Source organism: Natronocella acetinitrilica, from assembly GCF_024170285.1.
Lineage (GTDB): Bacteria > Pseudomonadota > Gammaproteobacteria > Nitrococcales > Aquisalimonadaceae > Natronocella > Natronocella acetinitrilica.
In genome coordinates this window covers 111,439-127,463 of record NZ_JALJXV010000004.1, presented here as the reverse complement: position 1 = coordinate 127,463, position 16,025 = coordinate 111,439, and the positions used below count along the sequence as shown (strand labels likewise).

The window sequence follows — 16,025 nt, the reverse complement described above, 5'->3', positions numbered from 1 at the left end:
CATGCCGTCGATCCGCGCCCGCATGTGGATCGTCTTCGCCGCCCTGGCAACATTGATCGGTGCGGTTGCGCTGGTCGCCGGCTGGGCCGCCTGGCCGGCGTTTGATAATCCTGGGCTGCAACTGCGTTTCCTGCTGATGACCGCCACCGCGGCCACGGTTGCGATACTCGCCCTGACCGGGCTATTCATTCTGCTCGATATCGGCGTGCTGCGCCCCGTCGCCACCTTGTCGAGAGGCGCGGAGATCATCCGTCGCAGCAATACCGCCCACGAACTGGAGACGCCCGCTTTTCACCTACTGGACCAACTGCCACCAAGGGTCGCCGCCCTGGGCGCGGAGCTCTACCAGACCCGCCGTGAGGTCGCAAAGGCCATCGCCGCCGGAACGTCCGGACTGGAAGAGGAGAAACGTCAGCTTGAAGCCGTGCTGCGCGAAATCACGGATGGCGTGATCGTCTGTGATCATGAGGGTCGCATCCTGCTCTATAATCCCGCAGCGCAACAGATCCTGCACGACAACGAGGCTCTTGGCCTGGGCCGCTCGCTCTACCAGCTCTGGGCACGGGCTCCGGTGGAGCAGGCCCTGCAGCTACTCCAGCGCCGCTGCGCCGAGTCCCACAAGCCAGAACCTGACGATGACAGAAGGGACGGCCATCAGGAGACCTTCGTCTGCGCCACCCTGAGTGACGGCCTGCTGCTGCATTGCCATATGAGCCTGCTCGGCGCCGACTCGCCGCTGCGGGCCTCCTTCGTGGTGACCTTCGAAGACGTCACCACCAAGGTACTGGCCCTGAGCGAGCGGGAGGCCGCTATCCGTGAGGCTGTGGAGGCACTCCGCGCGCCGCTGGCCAATCTGCGGGCCGCCGCGGAGAACATTGCCCGGGAGCCGGAGATGGCAACCAGCGATCGCGAGCGATTCCAGGACATGATTGCTCGTGAAAGCCGGGAACTTTCACAGCGCTTTGACTGGATGGTCAACGCAAGCCAGCAGTTTATCGCCACGCCCTGGACCATGGGCGATGTCCACTCCGCCGATCTGCTTGCCAGCGTGCGCCTGCGCCCGGAGGCCGTGCTACCCGTGCTGCAGGATCGTGGCATGCCACTGTGGCTCCATGCGGAGAGCCACGGCATCAGCCTGGTGCTGGCGCATCTGCTGTCCCGCCTGCGCATCGACCACGGCGTAGAGGCGGCAGGGGTGGAGGCGCTGCTGGGCGATCGGCGGGTTTATCTGGACATCAGTTGGCGAGGCGATCCGGTGCGCACGGACACCCTGGATCAATGGATGGGCGAACAGGTCGTCGGGCTCATGGGGGAGATGACTGTCCGCTCGATCATGGACCGGCACGACTCCACGCTGTGGAGTCAACGCCATCCGGAACGCGAGGGTTACAGCCTGCTGCGCGTGCCGTTGCCCGCATCCCGGCGACAGTGGGAGAACCCCCTGGGGAAACTGCCAGCACGCCCGGAGTTCTACGACTTCAGCCTCACCGCGACCGCCAACGACCCGGGCGAGCAGGCCAATCGGCGCCTGCGGGAGCTCTCGTTCGTGGTGTTCGACACCGAGACCACCGGGCTCAATCCCTCGCAGGATGACCGGATCATCTCTCTGGCAGGTGTCCGTGTGGCAGGTGGGCGCGTATTGCGGGGGGAGGTTTTCGATCAGTTGGTGAATCCCGGCCGACCCATCCCGCGTGCGTCGATACGCTTTCACGGCATTCACGACGACATGGTGGCCGGTGCCCCGGGCATCGACCAGATCCTCCCGCAATTTCACACCTTTGTCGGCGATGCCATTCTGGTTGCCCATAACGCGGCGTTCGACATGAAATTCCTGCAACTGCGGGAAACCGCATCAGGCATCCGGTTCACTGGACCAGTGCTCGACACGCTGCTGCTGTCGGTCTTTCTGCATGATCACACGCCGGAGCATACGCTTGAGGCCATTGCCTGGCGGCTCGGTGTGGAGGTCAGCGGCCGGCATACGGCCCTGGGGGATGCCCTGGTCACCGCAGAGATTTTCGCGCGCATGCTGCCGTTGCTTGAAGACGCCGGGGCGGGCACGCTGGGCGAAGCACTGGAGGCGTCGCGGCGTATGGTGGACATCCGCCGCCGGCAGGCCACTTTCTAGGGGGAGGGAGCCGTCGCATGCAACGTCGTAACGAACGCCTCGTGGCCCTGTTCCTGGTTGGTGCCGTACTGTTGAACTACCCCTTGCTATCGCTGTTCGCAACCGACGGCATGGTATTCGGGCTACCGGTGCTGGTGGTTTATCTGTTCGTCATCTGGGCGGTGATCATTTTCTGCACCTGGCTGGTGCTGCGCCCGAAGAAGGATGACCGCGACCGGGGGCAGCGCAATGCTCCCTGAGTGGGTCATTCTGCTCACCCCCTTTGTTTACCTGGGGCTGCTGTTCGCCATCGCCTATTTCGCCGATCAGCGCGCCAATACCACGCGCTCACTGGTCAACAACCCCTATATCTACACCTTGTCGATTGCCGTGTACTGCACGGCCTGGACCTTTTACGGTAGCGTCGGCCGCGCCGCCCAGGATGGCGTGAGCTTTCTGACCATCTATCTTGGCCCAACGCTGATGGCGGTGTTGTGGTGGGTGGTACTGCGCAAGATGGTGCGCATCAGCAAGATCCATCGCATCACCTCCATCGCCGATTTCATCGGCTCACGCTATGGCAAGAGCATGCTGCTGGCGGGGCTCGCAACCTTTATTGCCGTCGTCGGCATCACGCCCTACATCGCCCTGCAGTTGAAGGCGGTGTCAGCAAGCTTCGAGGTACTTCTGCAGTTCCCCAACGAGGTGGACAGCGCAATCGAAGGCGGTCTCTGGCGGGACAAGGCACTGTATGTTGCCGCCGTACTGGCGCTGTTCGCCATTCTGTTTGGCACACGACACATCGACGCCACGGAGCGCCTGGAGGGCATGGTGGTGGCGGTTGCGTTCGAGTCACTGGTGAAGCTGCTGGCCTTCCTGGCTGTGGGTTTCTTCGTGACGTTCATGGTGTTCAACGGACCGGCGGATATCGTCCAACAGGTTGCAGCACAGCCTGCTCTGGAATCGCTGCTGGAATTCTCCACCATTTCCGGCGGCTATGGGACCTGGATGGCCCTGACGATCCTGTCCATGGCGGCGATCCTGTTCCTGCCACGTCAGTTCCAGGTCACCGTGGTGGAGAATGTCAACGAGGATCACCTACGCACGGCAGCCTGGATGTTTCCCCTGTATCTGCTGCTGATCAACCTGTTCGTGATTCCCATCGCCCTGGCGGGCCTGCTCTACTTCGGTGACACCCCGGTCAACCCCGATAACTATGTACTTGCCCTGCCCCTGGCGGAAGGCCGGGAACTGCTCGCCATGTTCGTCTACATCGGCGGCTTTTCCGCGGCCACCGGCATGGTGATCGTGGCCACCATCGCCCTTGCCATCATGGTCAGCAACGATCTGGTGGTCCCGGCGTTGCTGCGCTTCCGTCACATGGCCTGGATCGAGCGCATCGGCATGCGCCCGCTGATCATCTACATGCGCCGTGCGATCATCGTCGGCCTGCTGATGCTCGGTTACGGTTATTTCCGGCTGATCGCCGAATCCTATGCGCTGGTCAGCATCGGGCTCATCTCCTTCGTCGCCGTCGCCCAGTTCGCACCGCCGATTCTGCTTGGGATCTACTGGAAGGGTGCCAGCCGCGCGGGCGCGCTGGCCGGGCTTGCCGGGGGCTTTATCGTCTGGCTCTATACGCTGTTCCTGCCGTCCCTGGGCGAGCCCGAGTTCGTCTACACACTGGTCAACGCCCCGGCGGGCACATTGGCCAGCCTGGTCAACCCCCATGCCTTGCTTGGCCTGGGTGGCATGGACCCGATTGCGCACTCACTGTTCTGGAGCATGCTGATCAACCTCGGCGCCCTGATTCTGGTGTCGCTGTTCACGCGGCAGTCAGATATCGAGCGTATTCAGGCCACCTTGTTCGTGGAGGTGTTCGAGCGCTCGGAGCGGGATACCCGATTCTGGCAGGGCACCGCCACCGTGGGCGACCTGGAGGCTTTGCTATCCCGCTTCATAGGCCCGCGCCAGGCAGCCAGCGCTATTGCCGCCTACGGCGAACGCCAGGGCGAACCGCTGACCGCCGAAGAGCAGGCTCCGGCGGACCTGGTCAACTCTGCCGAGCGCCTGCTCTCCGGAAATATCGGCTCGGCCTCGGCCCGGGTAATGATCTCGTCCATCGTCAAGGGCGAGGCCTTGAGCTTCGAAGGTGTCATGGAAATCCTCGACGCCACCTCCCAGGCAATTGAATACAGTCGCCAACTGGAGCAGAAATCTCGGGAGTTGGAGCAGGCTACCAGTGAATTGCGGGCCGCTAACGAGCGCCTGAAGGAACTGGACCGCCTCAAGGATGACTTCGTCTCCATGGTCAGTCATGAGCTGCGCACGCCATTGACGTCGATTCGCGCCTTCGCTGAGATCCTGCTCAGTGAACCGGAGATGGCGGAAACCCAGCGGCAGGAATTCCTCGATGTGGTGGTCAAGGAAACTGAACGGCTGACCCGATTGATCAACCAGGTGCTGGATCTGTCGAAAATCGAAAGTGGCTGGGGCGACTGGCAGCTCCATGATCTCGATCTGCGGGACATGGTGGAAGACGCAGTGAATGCGACGTCCCAGCTCTTCTCAGAGCAAGGTGTGCGGCTCGATCTTGCGCTACCGGAGCAACCCTGCGTCATCAAGGGAGACAGCGACCGGTTGATCCAGCTCATCATCAATCTGTTATCCAACGCCGTTAAATTCACCGACCCGGAACGCGGACCGGTCAGCCTGTCGGTGACACAACAGGGAAGCTGGCTGCGCCTGCAGATCACCGATGCCGGCCCGGGCATACCGCCGGAGGAGCACCAGCGCATCTTCGAGAAATTCCACCAGATCAGTAACCAGCAGGCGGGCAAGCCGAAAGGCAGCGGCCTGGGTCTCGCCATCTGCAAGCGCATTACGGATCTGCACTGGGGCCGTATCGGCGTGGAGAGCGTCGACGGCGAGGGGGCGAGCTTTATCGTCCACCTGCCCGAGGCCGGCGGCGAGCATTGTGATTTCTCGCCCCGATAGGCGGTATCAGCCTCTTCCCAGCAATCCGGGCACGGGCTCCAGCGACTGCAGTTCCACGTCGGGCTCGCCAGGCAGACACTCCCGGGGTGCCGCAAAGCGATTGATCCAGGCTACATGAAAGCCGAAGGTCGCGGCACCGGCGACGTCCCAGCCGTTGGAAGAATGGAACAGGACTTGCCGTGCCGAGAGACCCAGGCGATCCAGCGCCAGGCGGTAGCTGCGTGGATCAGGCTTGAAGACACCGACGGACTCGATGCTGAGTACCGCGTCCAGATGGTCGCCCAGACCAGCGCTGTCCACGGCGGCAGCCAGCATATCGGGGGATCCGTTGGAAAGTATCGCTGTCCGCAGGCCGGCCTCGCGCAGTGCAGCGAGTACCGCAGGCACCTCCGGGTAGCAGTCCAGCGAACCATAGGCCGACAGCAAATCACGGCGCAGGGAGGCGTCCGGCAGCTGGTGCACCGATAGCGCGTGGTCCAGAGCCTGTTCGGTGATGGTCTGGAAATCCGCATGACGCTGCATCAGACTGCGCAGCCAGGTGTATTCAAGCTGCTTGCGGCGCCACAGCGCGGAGACAGCGTCGGCCTCCGCGCCGATCCTGTGCCGATGCCGGGCAACAGCGGAATGGACATCGAAAAGCGTACCGTAGGCGTCGAATACGCAAGCCTTGACGGTGTTGAACTGATCCGGATCCGGCATGGTCGGTCTCCTCCAGGGAACTTCGGGCAGTATATGATAGACATCAACTCCAGGGAGGTGTCCCCCTTCGAGGCGCCCGGCTGGCTTTGCAATGCTCATGGCCAGACCATGTGGCAGGTGCTGTTTCGCCGCCCGCCCGCTGTCGCGATCACTGTGCGCCCCCTCACCCTGCGCGACGGCGACGAACTCCGGCTGGCCTGGGGGCCTGAGCGGGCGGGACCCGTCGTGGTGATCCTGCACGGCCTGGGTGGCTGCGCCCGGTCCCCCTATGTACTGGGACTGATTCAGGCGCTGGCGGATCGGGGCATGCAGGGCGTGGTGATGCAGTTTCGCGGCGCCGGTGATGTACCCAACCGCCTTCCCCGCTTTTTTCACGCCGGTGAGTGGTTGGATCTGGAAGAGACCATCAAGCACATTCACCAGCTGCACCCGGCACGACCGCTTGCCGTAACCGGATTTTCCATGGGCGGCATCGTGACCCTGAACTGGTTGGCTGCAATGGGCGAAAAGGCCGGGGCGCAGGCCGCCGTGGTAGTGTCCACGCCGCTGGACCTGGCGGCCTGTGCCGAACACCTTAACAAGGGGTTTGCACGGGTCTACCAGTGGGAGATTGTTCGCAATCTCAAGGGCATGGTTCGACGCAAGCACCAGTCCCTCTCCATGCCCGCTGCAGTTGCGACACTCGATAGCGTCCGCACGCTCTGGCAGTTCGACGACCGGCTGACGGCGCCAATTCACGGCTTCAACGGCGCGACGGACTATTACGCCAGGTGTTCACCGATCCAGCGTCTGAGAGACATTCGACGGCCCACCTGGATCATCCACGCGGCGGACGACCCGTTCATCCCGGTCACCACCCTGCCACGTTGCTGGCCATCCATGGTTCGCCTGCAACTCAGCCCCAGGGGCGGGCATGTAGGTTTCGTGCAGGGTACGCCGATGCGGCCCAGCTACTGGCTTGATAACGCGATTGCGGACTGTGTGGAAACGGCATTGCGGTGGGTCTAGATTAAGCGCTGCCGCGGTTACGAGAGGAGCAGAGGCTCCCGCGCCAGAGACTTGACGCGGGAGCCGGGGATCAGGCGACGCTGACTACATCGTTCGCCTGCAGGCCCTTCTGGCCTTCAACCACGTCGAATTCAACGCGCTGACCATCTTCCAGGGAGCGGAAACCATCACCCCGGATGGCACGGAAGTGGACAAAGACGTCATCGCCGCTTTCACGCGCGATGAAACCGAATCCCTTCGCCGCGTCAAACCACTTGACCGTACCCTGCTCTCGATCTGCCATGATGTAACAAACCTCTCGACACTAAAGACAATGGCGACTGTCGTCGCATGTGAACTCCGCGAGCCGCCGGCGCGGCCCCCGGAGTGCCCTGATCCTACGATGCGGTCTGTATGGAAGCAATACGAAAAAGCCCTCTGGATGCGGGATCCAGAGGGCCTTGAGATCAGGGTCGAACGGCGGTGATCAGGCGTTTTCGCCCTGCTCCTCCACCGCCTTCATGCTCAGTCGCACACGGCCCTGGCGATCCACTTCCAGCACCTTGACGCGGATCATGTCGCCCTCGGACAGCTTGTCCGCCACGTTGCTGACCCGCTCGTTGGAGATCTGGGAGATGTGCACCAGGCCGTCCTTGCCGGGCAGGATGGTGACGAAAGCGCCGAAGTCCATGATCTTGGCCACTCGACCCTCGTAGATACGGCCAACCTCGATATCCGAGGTCAACTCTTCCACCCGGCGGCGCGCCTCTTCGCCTGCGGCCTTGTCCACCGAGGCAATCGTGACGATACCGTCATCCTTGATATCGATGGTGGCGCCGGTCTCTTCGGTCAGGGCGCGAATCGTGGCGCCACCCTTGCCGATGACGTCGCGGATGCGATCCGGATCGATGCGCATGGTGATCATGCGAGGCGCATACTCGGACATGTCCGAGCGGGACTGGCTGATCACCTTGTTCATCTCTTCAAGAATATGAAGACGACCGGTGCCTGCCTGTTCCAGCGCCTGGGCCATGATCTCCCGGGTGATGCCCTTGATCTTGATGTCCATCTGCAGGGCGGTCACGCCAGTGGCCGTACCCGCAACCTTGAAATCCATATCGCCCAGGTGATCCTCGTCACCAAGGATATCCGTCAGCACGGCGAAGTCGTCACCTTCCTTGATGAGACCCATCGCGATGCCGGAGACTGGCGCGCTGATGGGCACACCCGCGTCCATCAGCGCAAGACTGGTGCCGCAGACACTGGCCATGGAACTCGAACCGTTGGACTCTGTGATCTCCGAGACCACCCGGATCACGTAGGGGCAGTCTTCCGGCTTCGGCATCACCGCCTGCACACCGCGGCGGGCAAGCTTACCGTGGCCGATCTCACGCCGCTTCGGGCCAGCCATGAACCCGGTCTCTCCCACGCAATAGGGCGGGAAGTTGTAGTGCAGCATGAAGGGCTCTTTGCGCTCGCCCTCGATGGCGTCGATGATCTGCGCGTCGCGACCCGTACCCAGCGTAGTCACCACGACAGCCTGGGTCTCACCACGGGTGAAGATCGCCGAGCCATGGGTCCGCGGCAGTGTGCCGACCTCGATGTCGATGGAGCGAACCGTGCGGGTATCCCGGCCATCAATGCGCTTCTCACCGGCGAGGATGCGGCCGCGAACAATGCGCTTTTCCAGGCTCTTGAATGCGCCGACGATATCGGCCTTGGTACGGCCTTCGGCTTCGTCGTCAACCAGCTGCTCAACCGCCTCGTCACGCAGCGCGTTGACCTGCTCGTTCCGTGCCTGCTTCTCGGCAATGCCGTAGGCAGCCTCGAGGCGCTGGCGGAACCCGGTATCGATCTTTTCGGCGAGTTCCAGATCCTTGGGTGGCGACTGCCAGTTCCAGCGCGGCTTGCCGGCCTCAGCCGCCAGTTCGCGAATGGCACTGATTGCTGCCTGCATCTGCTCGTGACCAAACAGGACTGCGTCGAGCATGACCTGTTCCGGCAGCTCCCTGGCCTCGGATTCCACCATCAGCACGGCGTCCGCCGTACCGGCGACCACGAGATCAAGCTGGCTGTCCTGCAGCGTACTGGCCGACGGGTTCAGCAGGAACTGACCATCCTTGTAGCCTACCCTTGCCGCGCCAATCGGGCCGTCGAAAGGAATACCGGAGACGGCTAGCGCCGCCGATGTCCCGATCAGCGCAGGGATATCCGGATCAACTTCCGGATTCAGGGAGATCACCGTGGCGATCACCTGGGTTTCGTTGTAGAAGCCTTCCGGGAAGAGCGGGCGGATGGGGCGGTCGATCAGGCGGGACGTGAGGGTTTCCTTTTCCGTGGGGCGTCCCTCGCGCTTGAAGAAGCCACCGGGAATCTTGCCCGCCGCGTATGTCCGTTCCTGATAGTTGACGGTCAGCGGCAGGAAGTCCCGCTGGGTCGCGCTGTCCGGCTTGCTGACAGCAGTGACCAGCACCACCGTGTCGGACATGTTGACTAGTACCGCGCCCGTCGCCTGGCGCGCAATGGCGCCGGTCTCCAGCGTGACGGTATGTTCACCGTACTGAAAGGATTTGGTTACCGGCTTCACGTGTAACACCTATTCTGTTGAGTCAAGAAAGAGCAGGCGCGTTACTTGCGCAGGCCGAGACGTTCGATAAGGGTCTGGTAGCGCGTCTGGTCCTTGCGCTTCACGTAGTCGAGCAACTTGCGGCGCTGGTTGACCAGGCGCAGCAGACCACGACGGGAGTGATGATCCTGCTTGTGCTCGGAAAAGTGCTGCGTCAGATGCGTAATGCGGTTGGTCAGCAACGCAATCTGTACTTCCGGAGAACCGGTATCACCTTCAGACCGTTGAAAGTCCTTGACGATGCGGCCTTTCTCATCAGGGTTGAGAGACATTCAGATAACTCCTGGTATTCCGATCGACTTTACGAGGCCCGACATTGTATCCGCGCCTCCACGCACGAACAAGCTAAAGGCGCTTGCTCGCAAGGTTTTTTGGTCATGACAACAGTCCGCAGACTTGTATCGAAGGACGTCACGTTGCCAACAACCGCTTGGGCGCAACCCGGCCGTCGTCGAGTACCGCGCCCATCCCGAGAAACTGCGTTGGTCCGAAGACCCTGACCATACCGCCAGCCGGCGCCTTCGGCACCCAGACCGGCTGGCCTTGTTGCAGGTAATGCGCGGCATCCTCGGGCAGATGCACCGCAGGCCAGTCCACCAATGCCGCTTCCGGCGGAAGCAGCAGTTCGTCAAGCGCATCCGGACCGTTCTCGGCCCGCGCTCGCAGTTCTTCGAAAGTGACCATGGGCAGCCCGGTAAACGGGCCGAGGCCGGTCCGCCGCAAAGCGGTGACATGGGCACCACAGCCAAGCGCGGCACCAATATCCTCGACGAGCGTGCGCACGTAGGTCCCTTTGCTACACACCACCTCGAGTCCCAGCTCGTCCTCGTTCAGCAAGGTCAGAACCAGGCTGTGAATCGACACGGCACGGGGCTTGCGCTCGACTTCCTCACCCCGTCGCGCCAGCGTATACAAGCGCCTGCCCTCATGCTTCAGCGCCGAATACATGGGCGGAATCTGCATGATGTCGCCACGAAAGCCGGGCAATGCAGCCTCGACCATCGCGACATCCAGGCCGGGTGGCAACGCCCGCTGCTCACGTATCGCCCCTTCGGCGTCGCCGGTATCCGTGGTGACACCAAGGCGGCAACGAACGGAATAGGTCTTGTCGGCATCCAGCAGGAACCCGGATACCTTGGTTGCCTCGCCAAAACAGATCGGCAACAACCCGGTTGCCAACGGATCAAGACTGCCGGTGTGGCCAGCCTTCTTCGCGTTGTACAAGCGCTTGACCCGCTGCAGGGAGCGATTCGACGTCTCCCCTGACGGCTTGTCGAACAGCAAGATGCCGTCGACCCGTCGCCGTTGTATCTTGCCGCCCGTCTTCACGCGTCAGGACCGGTCTTCACCCTGCTCGTCCTCACGCCGAATGACATCGTCGATCAGTTGAGTCAGATGCGCCCCGCGATCAAACGACGGGTCGTGCAGGAAATGCAGTTGCGGCGTGGAGCGGAGCACCATGCGCTTGCTGAGCAATCGCCGGAGGTATGCCGCCGCACCATTGAGGATGTCGACAGCCTGCCGGCTTTCATCGGCATCGGCGCCGAGCACGGTCATGTAGACCTTGGCGTGCCCCATGTCCCGGCTCACTTCCACACCGGACACAGTCACCGAACCGACGCGCGGATCCCGCACTTCATCGCGAATCAGCGTGGCCAGCTCCCGTTGCATCTGGTCGCCGACCCGCCTTGAACGTGGTGTCTGTCGCCCCGTCACAGCTCCCGCGCGACCTCGTATCGCTCATAACACTCGATCTGATCGCCGACCTTCACGTCGTTGTAGTTCTTGACGCCAATACCGCACTCGGTACCGGAGCGAACCTCGTTGACGTCATCCTTGAAGCGGCGCAGCGACTCAAGCTCACCCTCGTAGATCACGACGTTGTCACGCAACACGCGGATCGGATTGCTGCGCTTGACCACGCCCTCTTCCACAAGGCAACCGGCAATGGCGCCGAGCTTCGAGGATTTGAACACGTCACGCACATTGGCGAGGCCGATGATCTCTTCCCGAATCTCTGGCGAGAGCATGCCACTGATGGCCTGCTTCACCTGGTCGATGGCTTCGTAGATGATGCTGTAGTAACGCACATCAATCTCGGCTTCCTGGATCAGCCGGCGGGCCGCGGCGTCGGCACGCACGTTGAAGCCGATGACAATCGCGCTGGAGGCCAGAGCGAGGTTGATATCGGACTCGTTGATACCGCCGACCCCGGCCTGGATCACATTGACCGTCACATGCTCGTTGCTGAGTTCAGCCAGGGACTGGGTCAAGGCCTCTGCGGAACCCTGCACATCCGCCTTCAGCATGATATTGACCTGATTGACCTCGTCGGACTGCATCTGATTGAAGATGTCTTCCATCTTCGCAGCCTTCTGCTGGGCGAGCCGCTTGTCGCGCTGGCGCTCCTTGCGCTGCTCCGCCACTTCGCGGGCCTTGCGCTCGTCGCGCACGACCATCACGTCGTCACCGGCATTGGGTAGTCCGGAAAGGCCCAGCACCACAACAGGGATCGAGGGGCCGGCACGCTCAACGGTGTTGCCGGTTTCATCCAGCATGGCACGCACGCGACCGTACTCGACACCGGACAGAATCACGTCGCCGCGACGCAATTCGCCGTTCTGAACCAGTACCGTAGCCAACGGCCCGCGCCCCTTGTCCAGGCTGGACTCCACCACGACGCCCGTCGCGGAGCAATCAGCCACGGCGGTGAGTTCCAGCAGCTCGGATTGCAGCAGGATGGCTTCCAGCAGATCGTCGATGCCTTCACCGGTCTTGGCGGATACGTGTACGAACTGCACATCACCGCCCCAGTCCTCGGGGATGACCTCGTGGGTCGTCAGCTCCTGCTTGACGCGATCCGGATCGGCTTCCGGCTTGTCAATCTTGTTGACAGCCACTACCAGCGGCACGCCAGCGGCACGCGCATGGCGAATCGCCTCTTCGGTCTGCGGCATGACGCCGTCATCAGCGGCGACCACCAGCACCACGACATCGGTAATCTTGGCGCCACGCGCACGCATGGCCGTAAAGGCCTGGTGCCCCGGGGTATCAAGGAACGTGACCGTGCCCCGCTGGGTTTCCACATGATAGGCACCGATATGCTGGGTGATGCCTCCAGCCTCTCCGGCAGTGACCTTCGCCTTGCGTATGTAATCAAGCAGCGAGGTCTTGCCGTGGTCAACGTGACCCATGATGGTCACCACCGGTGCCCGGGCAACCCGCTCGCCTTCCGGTTCGGCCATGCTTGCCACCACTTCCTCTTCAAGCGCGTTGGCACTCACCACCCGCGGTTTGTGGCCGAGTTCTTCCACCAGCAGCGCTGCAGTTTCCTGATCAATGGCCTGGTTGATGGTGGCCATGACACCCTGCTTCATCATCTCCTTGATCAGCACAGCCGCCTTGATACTCATCCGCGAGGCAAGCTCGCCAACGGTAATGCTCTCGTGGATCTGAACCTCACGAACCACAGGGGCGGTGGGCTTCTCGAATCCATGCTGCAGGCTGCTGCCGGCACCAGTGGCCTTGCCGTCCTTGCGCTTGCGCTTGCCACCTCGCCCGGCAGCCACACGCAATTCGTCGCGACCACCGTCACGACCCTTGCGGGCACGACTGCCACGGCGACGACCGGCCTCTTCCTCTTCGTCCTTGCGGGACTTGCCCTTGAGCTTTTCCTTGGCCTTGCGCTTGGCATTTTCCGCTTCCGCTTCCAGCGTGGCCGGATCAACAACCGGCGGCGCTTCAGCGGGGGCAGGTTCATCGGCCTTGGCTGCGTCGGCGGCCTCGACCGGCTGAGCGTCCCCTTCCGCAGCGACCTCAGCTACGGGCTCCGGCACCGATTCGGTCTCGGAGACCGGCGCATCGCCGGCAACGTCCGGCTCGGGGGCTGCTTCGGATGCCGCCGGCTCGACTTCCTGGGTCAAAGCCTCCTCGGGCACCTGCTCGACGACCTTGGCCGCGTCCTGGGCAGCCACTTCCGCAGCCAGACGCTCTTCCTCGGCGCGCTGAGCAGCCTCCTGCTCTTCTCGCTCGGCCTCGACAACGCTGCGCTTGATGTAGGTACGTTTCTTCCGCACCTCCACGCTGACCGTCCGCGCCGGCGCAGCGCCACGACCACGAGGGCCACCCGCGGACGGCAACTTGATTTCACTGCGACTCTTGCGGCGCAGGGTGATCTTGCGCGGCTCCACCGCACCGGCATCTTCACCGCCTCGCCCGTGTGCCTTGCGCAAATGGGCGAGCAGGGTTGCCTTGTCCTCGTCCGACAGGACTGCCTCCGCATCGCGGATGTCGACCCCCGCTTCGCCCAATTGCGCGAGCAGACGATCGACCGGCGTTCCCACCGCTTCTGCAAACTGTTTTACCGTGACTTCAGACATTCACCTCTCCCCATTCCTGACCGTAGTGGCGCCGCCATTCACGAGGCGGCAAAGCCGGGTGGTTACACCCGGCGCCGTTCGTCAGGATTCCTGCTGCTCGGCGAACCAGGGCTCGCGAGCCTTCATGATCAGAGCGGCCGCGCGCTCGGGGTCGATCCCGGAAGCCTCGACCACGTCATCCACGGCCTGCTCAGCCAGATCTTCCATGGATACGATTCCGGCAGCGGCCAGCGTCTGGGCAAGCGACGGATCCATGCCCTCCATGGCCAGCAGATCCTCTGCCGGACTACCACCACCAATCTGCTCTTCGCTGGCAATCATCTGTGTCAGGAGGGCATCCCGCGCACGAGCACGCAGCTCCTCGACCATATCCTCGTCGAACTCATCGATTTCCAGCATTTCCGAGACGGGCACGTAGGCCACTTCCTCAAGGCTGCTGAACCCTTCCTGCACCAGAATGCCCGCGACCTCTTCATCGACCCCCAGAGTGCTCATGAAGCTGTCGATGATCTTCTGGGCTTCCGCCTGGCTCTTGGCCTCAGCATCTGCGGCAGTCATCACGTTCAGCTCCCAACCACTGAGTTCACTGGCGAGGCGGACGTTCTGCCCTCCCCGGCCAATGGCCTGGGATAACTGATCCTCCACCACAGCCACGTCCATGCTGTGGGAATCCTCATCCACCACGATGGATTGGACCTCCGCAGGAGCCATGGCGTTGACCACGAATTGCGCCGGATTCTCGTTCCAGAGGATGATGTCGATGCGCTCTCCGGAGAGTTCGTTGGAAACGGCCTGCACCCGTGAGCCACGCATACCGACGCACGCCCCGACGGGATCGATGCGCGGGTCATTGGAGCGCACCGCGATTTTCGCCCGCAAACCCGGGTCGCGCGCCGCGCCGAGGATATCGATCAGCTCCTGGCCGACTTCCGGCACTTCGAGCTTGAACAGCTCGATCAGAAACTCCGGCGCAGTGCGGGATACGATCAACTGTGGCCCGCGCGCATCGGAACGAACTTCCCTGAGGTAACCGCGAATGCGGTCGCCGGTACGATACGCTTCCCGCGGGATGACGAACTCACGGGGAATCAGCGCCTCGGCATTGCCGCCGAGATCCATGATGATATTGCCGCGATCGACCTTCTTGACCGTACCGGTCACCAGTTCGCCGACACGATCCTGATAGGCGTCCACCACCATGGCACGCTCGGCTTCCCGCACCTTCTGGAAGATCACCTGGCGGGCCGTCTGCGCGCCAATTCTGCCGAATTCGACGGACTCCATGGGCTCTTCGATGTACTCGCCCACCTGGATGTCCGGCTGCTGCTTGCGCGCATCGCCGAGATAGATCTCCTGCTCGGGCAACTCCATCTCGGCATCATCTTCAAGCACCAGCCAGCGGCGGAAGGTTTCATGCTCCCCGCTGCGGCGATCGAGGGCGATACGCACGTCGATCTCGCCGCTGTGGCGCTTTTTCGTGGCCGAGGCCAGTGCAGCCTCAATGGCCTCGACGATGACTTCGCGATCCACGCCCTTTTCATTGGCGATGGCATCAACGACCAGCAGAACCTCTTTGCTCATGTTTCCAGCTCCAGTCCAGGCATCGAGCGCCCGCGACAGTCAATTCAAACGTCCGCCACCACATTGGCGCGGTCGATCAGGTCGGCGGGAATGGTGTAGAGCAGGCCGTTTTCCTCGACCATGACGTTACCGCCCTCGGCACCCCGCAGCGTTCCACGAAAACTTCTGCGCCCCTCCCAGAGGCGCTGCAACCGTATTTTCACCTCGACACCGGCGAAACGTTGAAACTGCTCCGGTGTGAACAGCGGCCGATCCATCCCCGGGGAAGAAACCTCCAGCCGGTAGTGCCCGGGCACCGGGTCTTCCACATCCAGCAGGCCACTGATCTGGTGGCTCACCAAGGCACAGTCGTCGACGGTAATCCCAGCCTCGGCATCGATGTAGACCCGCATCAGCCCCTCTCCCTTGGCAGGCTTGTACTGCACGCCGAGCAACTCGTAGCCCATGGACGTCACCACGGGCTCGAAGAGTTCGCGGAGCCGATCACCGACAGCGTCCATCCACACTCCAGAAACAAAAAATGGGCCAAAGGCCCATGAGTCTTGCAACGTCAATCACCAAGTGTAGCCGAGAGTTTCGGACGCCTTCCAGCCACCGACAGCGCTTACGCGACCTGCCACAGAAGGCGCTGGGCCTCACCCCAGCTACA

At 62.5% G+C, this 16,025-nt stretch carries 13 protein-coding genes; 4 read left to right on the top strand and 9 right to left on the bottom strand.

Annotated features, from left to right (window positions below; all coding sequences use genetic code 11):
- The first annotated feature begins 1 nt into the window (after position 1).
- Genes J2T57_RS09365 through J2T57_RS09355 form a run of 3 tightly spaced genes read left to right on the top strand, consistent with a single transcriptional unit; the run spans position 2 to position 5,104 of the window.
- Positions 2–2,128 (top strand): 3'-5' exonuclease, encoded by a 2,127-nt coding sequence (locus J2T57_RS09365; RefSeq protein WP_253477112.1) that lies wholly within the window; start codon positions 2–4, stop codon positions 2,126–2,128.
- Between the two features lie 17 nt (positions 2,129–2,145).
- Positions 2,146–2,367, top strand: a complete 222-nt coding sequence (locus tag J2T57_RS09360; RefSeq protein ID WP_253477109.1) for a DUF4407 domain-containing protein — start codon at positions 2,146–2,148, stop codon at positions 2,365–2,367.
- Positions 2,357–5,104 (top strand): sensor histidine kinase, encoded by a 2,748-nt coding sequence (locus tag J2T57_RS09355; protein ID WP_253477106.1) that lies wholly within the window; start codon positions 2,357–2,359, stop codon positions 5,102–5,104. Before J2T57_RS09360 ends, J2T57_RS09355 begins: the two co-directional genes overlap by 11 nt.
- A 6-nt stretch (positions 5,105–5,110) precedes the next feature.
- Here the strand turns inward: J2T57_RS09355 and J2T57_RS09350 are convergent, their stop codons facing one another.
- The gene (locus J2T57_RS09350; protein WP_253477103.1) at positions 5,111–5,803 is read right to left on the bottom strand and encodes a haloacid dehalogenase type II; all 693 of its coding nucleotides are present in this window, start codon (positions 5,801–5,803) and stop codon (positions 5,111–5,113) included.
- A 33-nt stretch (positions 5,804–5,836) separates the two neighbouring features.
- On the opposite strand from J2T57_RS09350, the gene J2T57_RS09345 reads away from it, so the two are divergent.
- Positions 5,837–6,811 carry a hydrolase gene (locus J2T57_RS09345; RefSeq protein WP_253477100.1) on the top strand — a complete coding sequence of 325 codons (975 nt, stop codon included), beginning with the start codon at positions 5,837–5,839 and terminating at the stop codon, positions 6,809–6,811.
- Between the two features lie 70 nt (positions 6,812–6,881).
- Here J2T57_RS09345 and J2T57_RS09340 read toward each other — a convergent pair whose 3' ends face one another.
- From J2T57_RS09340 to rimP, 8 genes are all read right to left on the bottom strand, one after another.
- Positions 6,882–7,094, bottom strand: a complete 213-nt coding sequence (locus J2T57_RS09340) for a cold-shock protein (protein ID WP_253477097.1) — start codon at positions 7,092–7,094, stop codon at positions 6,882–6,884.
- Positions 7,095–7,277: 183 nt separating this feature from the next.
- Positions 7,278–9,377: a polyribonucleotide nucleotidyltransferase gene (gene pnp, locus J2T57_RS09335; RefSeq protein ID WP_253477094.1), complete on the bottom strand. Its 2,100-nt coding sequence runs from the start codon at positions 9,375–9,377 to the stop codon at positions 7,278–7,280.
- Between the two features lie 41 nt (positions 9,378–9,418).
- Positions 9,419–9,688, bottom strand: coding sequence for a 30S ribosomal protein S15 (gene rpsO / locus J2T57_RS09330; protein ID WP_253477091.1), 270 nt, complete (start codon positions 9,686–9,688; stop codon positions 9,419–9,421).
- 139 nt (positions 9,689–9,827) lie between these two features.
- Positions 9,828–10,700, bottom strand: a complete 873-nt coding sequence (gene truB, locus J2T57_RS09325; protein WP_253477087.1) for a tRNA pseudouridine(55) synthase TruB — start codon at positions 10,698–10,700, stop codon at positions 9,828–9,830.
- A gap of 48 nt (positions 10,701–10,748) precedes the next feature.
- Positions 10,749–11,132, bottom strand: a complete 384-nt coding sequence (gene rbfA, locus J2T57_RS09320) for a 30S ribosome-binding factor RbfA (protein WP_366519085.1) — start codon at positions 11,130–11,132, stop codon at positions 10,749–10,751.
- Complete coding sequence (infB, locus tag J2T57_RS09315) at positions 11,129–13,795, bottom strand: translation initiation factor IF-2 (protein ID WP_253477081.1); 2,667 nt, start codon at positions 13,793–13,795, stop codon at positions 11,129–11,131. The genes rbfA and infB overlap by 4 nt, the downstream gene beginning before the upstream one ends.
- Before the next feature lie 81 nt (positions 13,796–13,876).
- Entirely contained in the window at positions 13,877–15,376 is a 1,500-nt protein-coding gene (gene nusA / locus J2T57_RS09310; protein ID WP_253477078.1) for a transcription termination factor NusA, read from the bottom strand.
- A 44-nt stretch (positions 15,377–15,420) separates the two neighbouring features.
- Positions 15,421–15,876 (bottom strand): ribosome maturation factor RimP, encoded by a 456-nt coding sequence (rimP, locus tag J2T57_RS09305; protein WP_253477076.1) that lies wholly within the window; start codon positions 15,874–15,876, stop codon positions 15,421–15,423.
- Positions 15,877–16,025: the final 149 nt, after the last annotated feature.

Bases quoted from the DNA above. Each gene is read 5' to 3' on its own strand.
- J2T57_RS09365 (WP_253477112.1), top strand. From the start codon at position 2: ATGCCGTCGATCCGCGCCCGCATGTGGATCGTCTTCGCCGCCCTGGCA.
- J2T57_RS09360 (WP_253477109.1), top strand. From the start codon at position 2,146: ATGCAACGTCGTAACGAACGCCTCGTGGCCCTGTTCCTGGTTGGTGCC.
- J2T57_RS09355 (WP_253477106.1), top strand. From the start codon at position 2,357: ATGCTCCCTGAGTGGGTCATTCTGCTCACCCCCTTTGTTTACCTGGGG.
- J2T57_RS09350 (WP_253477103.1), bottom strand. From the start codon at position 5,803: ATGCCGGATCCGGATCAGTTCAACACCGTCAAGGCTTGCGTATTCGAC.
- J2T57_RS09345 (WP_253477100.1), top strand. From the start codon at position 5,837: ATGATAGACATCAACTCCAGGGAGGTGTCCCCCTTCGAGGCGCCCGGC.
- J2T57_RS09340 (WP_253477097.1), bottom strand. From the start codon at position 7,094: ATGGCAGATCGAGAGCAGGGTACGGTCAAGTGGTTTGACGCGGCGAAG.
- rpsO (WP_253477091.1), bottom strand. From the start codon at position 9,688: ATGTCTCTCAACCCTGATGAGAAAGGCCGCATCGTCAAGGACTTTCAA.
- infB (WP_253477081.1), bottom strand. From the start codon at position 13,795: ATGTCTGAAGTCACGGTAAAACAGTTTGCAGAAGCGGTGGGAACGCCG.
- nusA (WP_253477078.1), bottom strand. From the start codon at position 15,376: ATGAGCAAAGAGGTTCTGCTGGTCGTTGATGCCATCGCCAATGAAAAG.
- rimP (WP_253477076.1), bottom strand. From the start codon at position 15,876: ATGGACGCTGTCGGTGATCGGCTCCGCGAACTCTTCGAGCCCGTGGTG.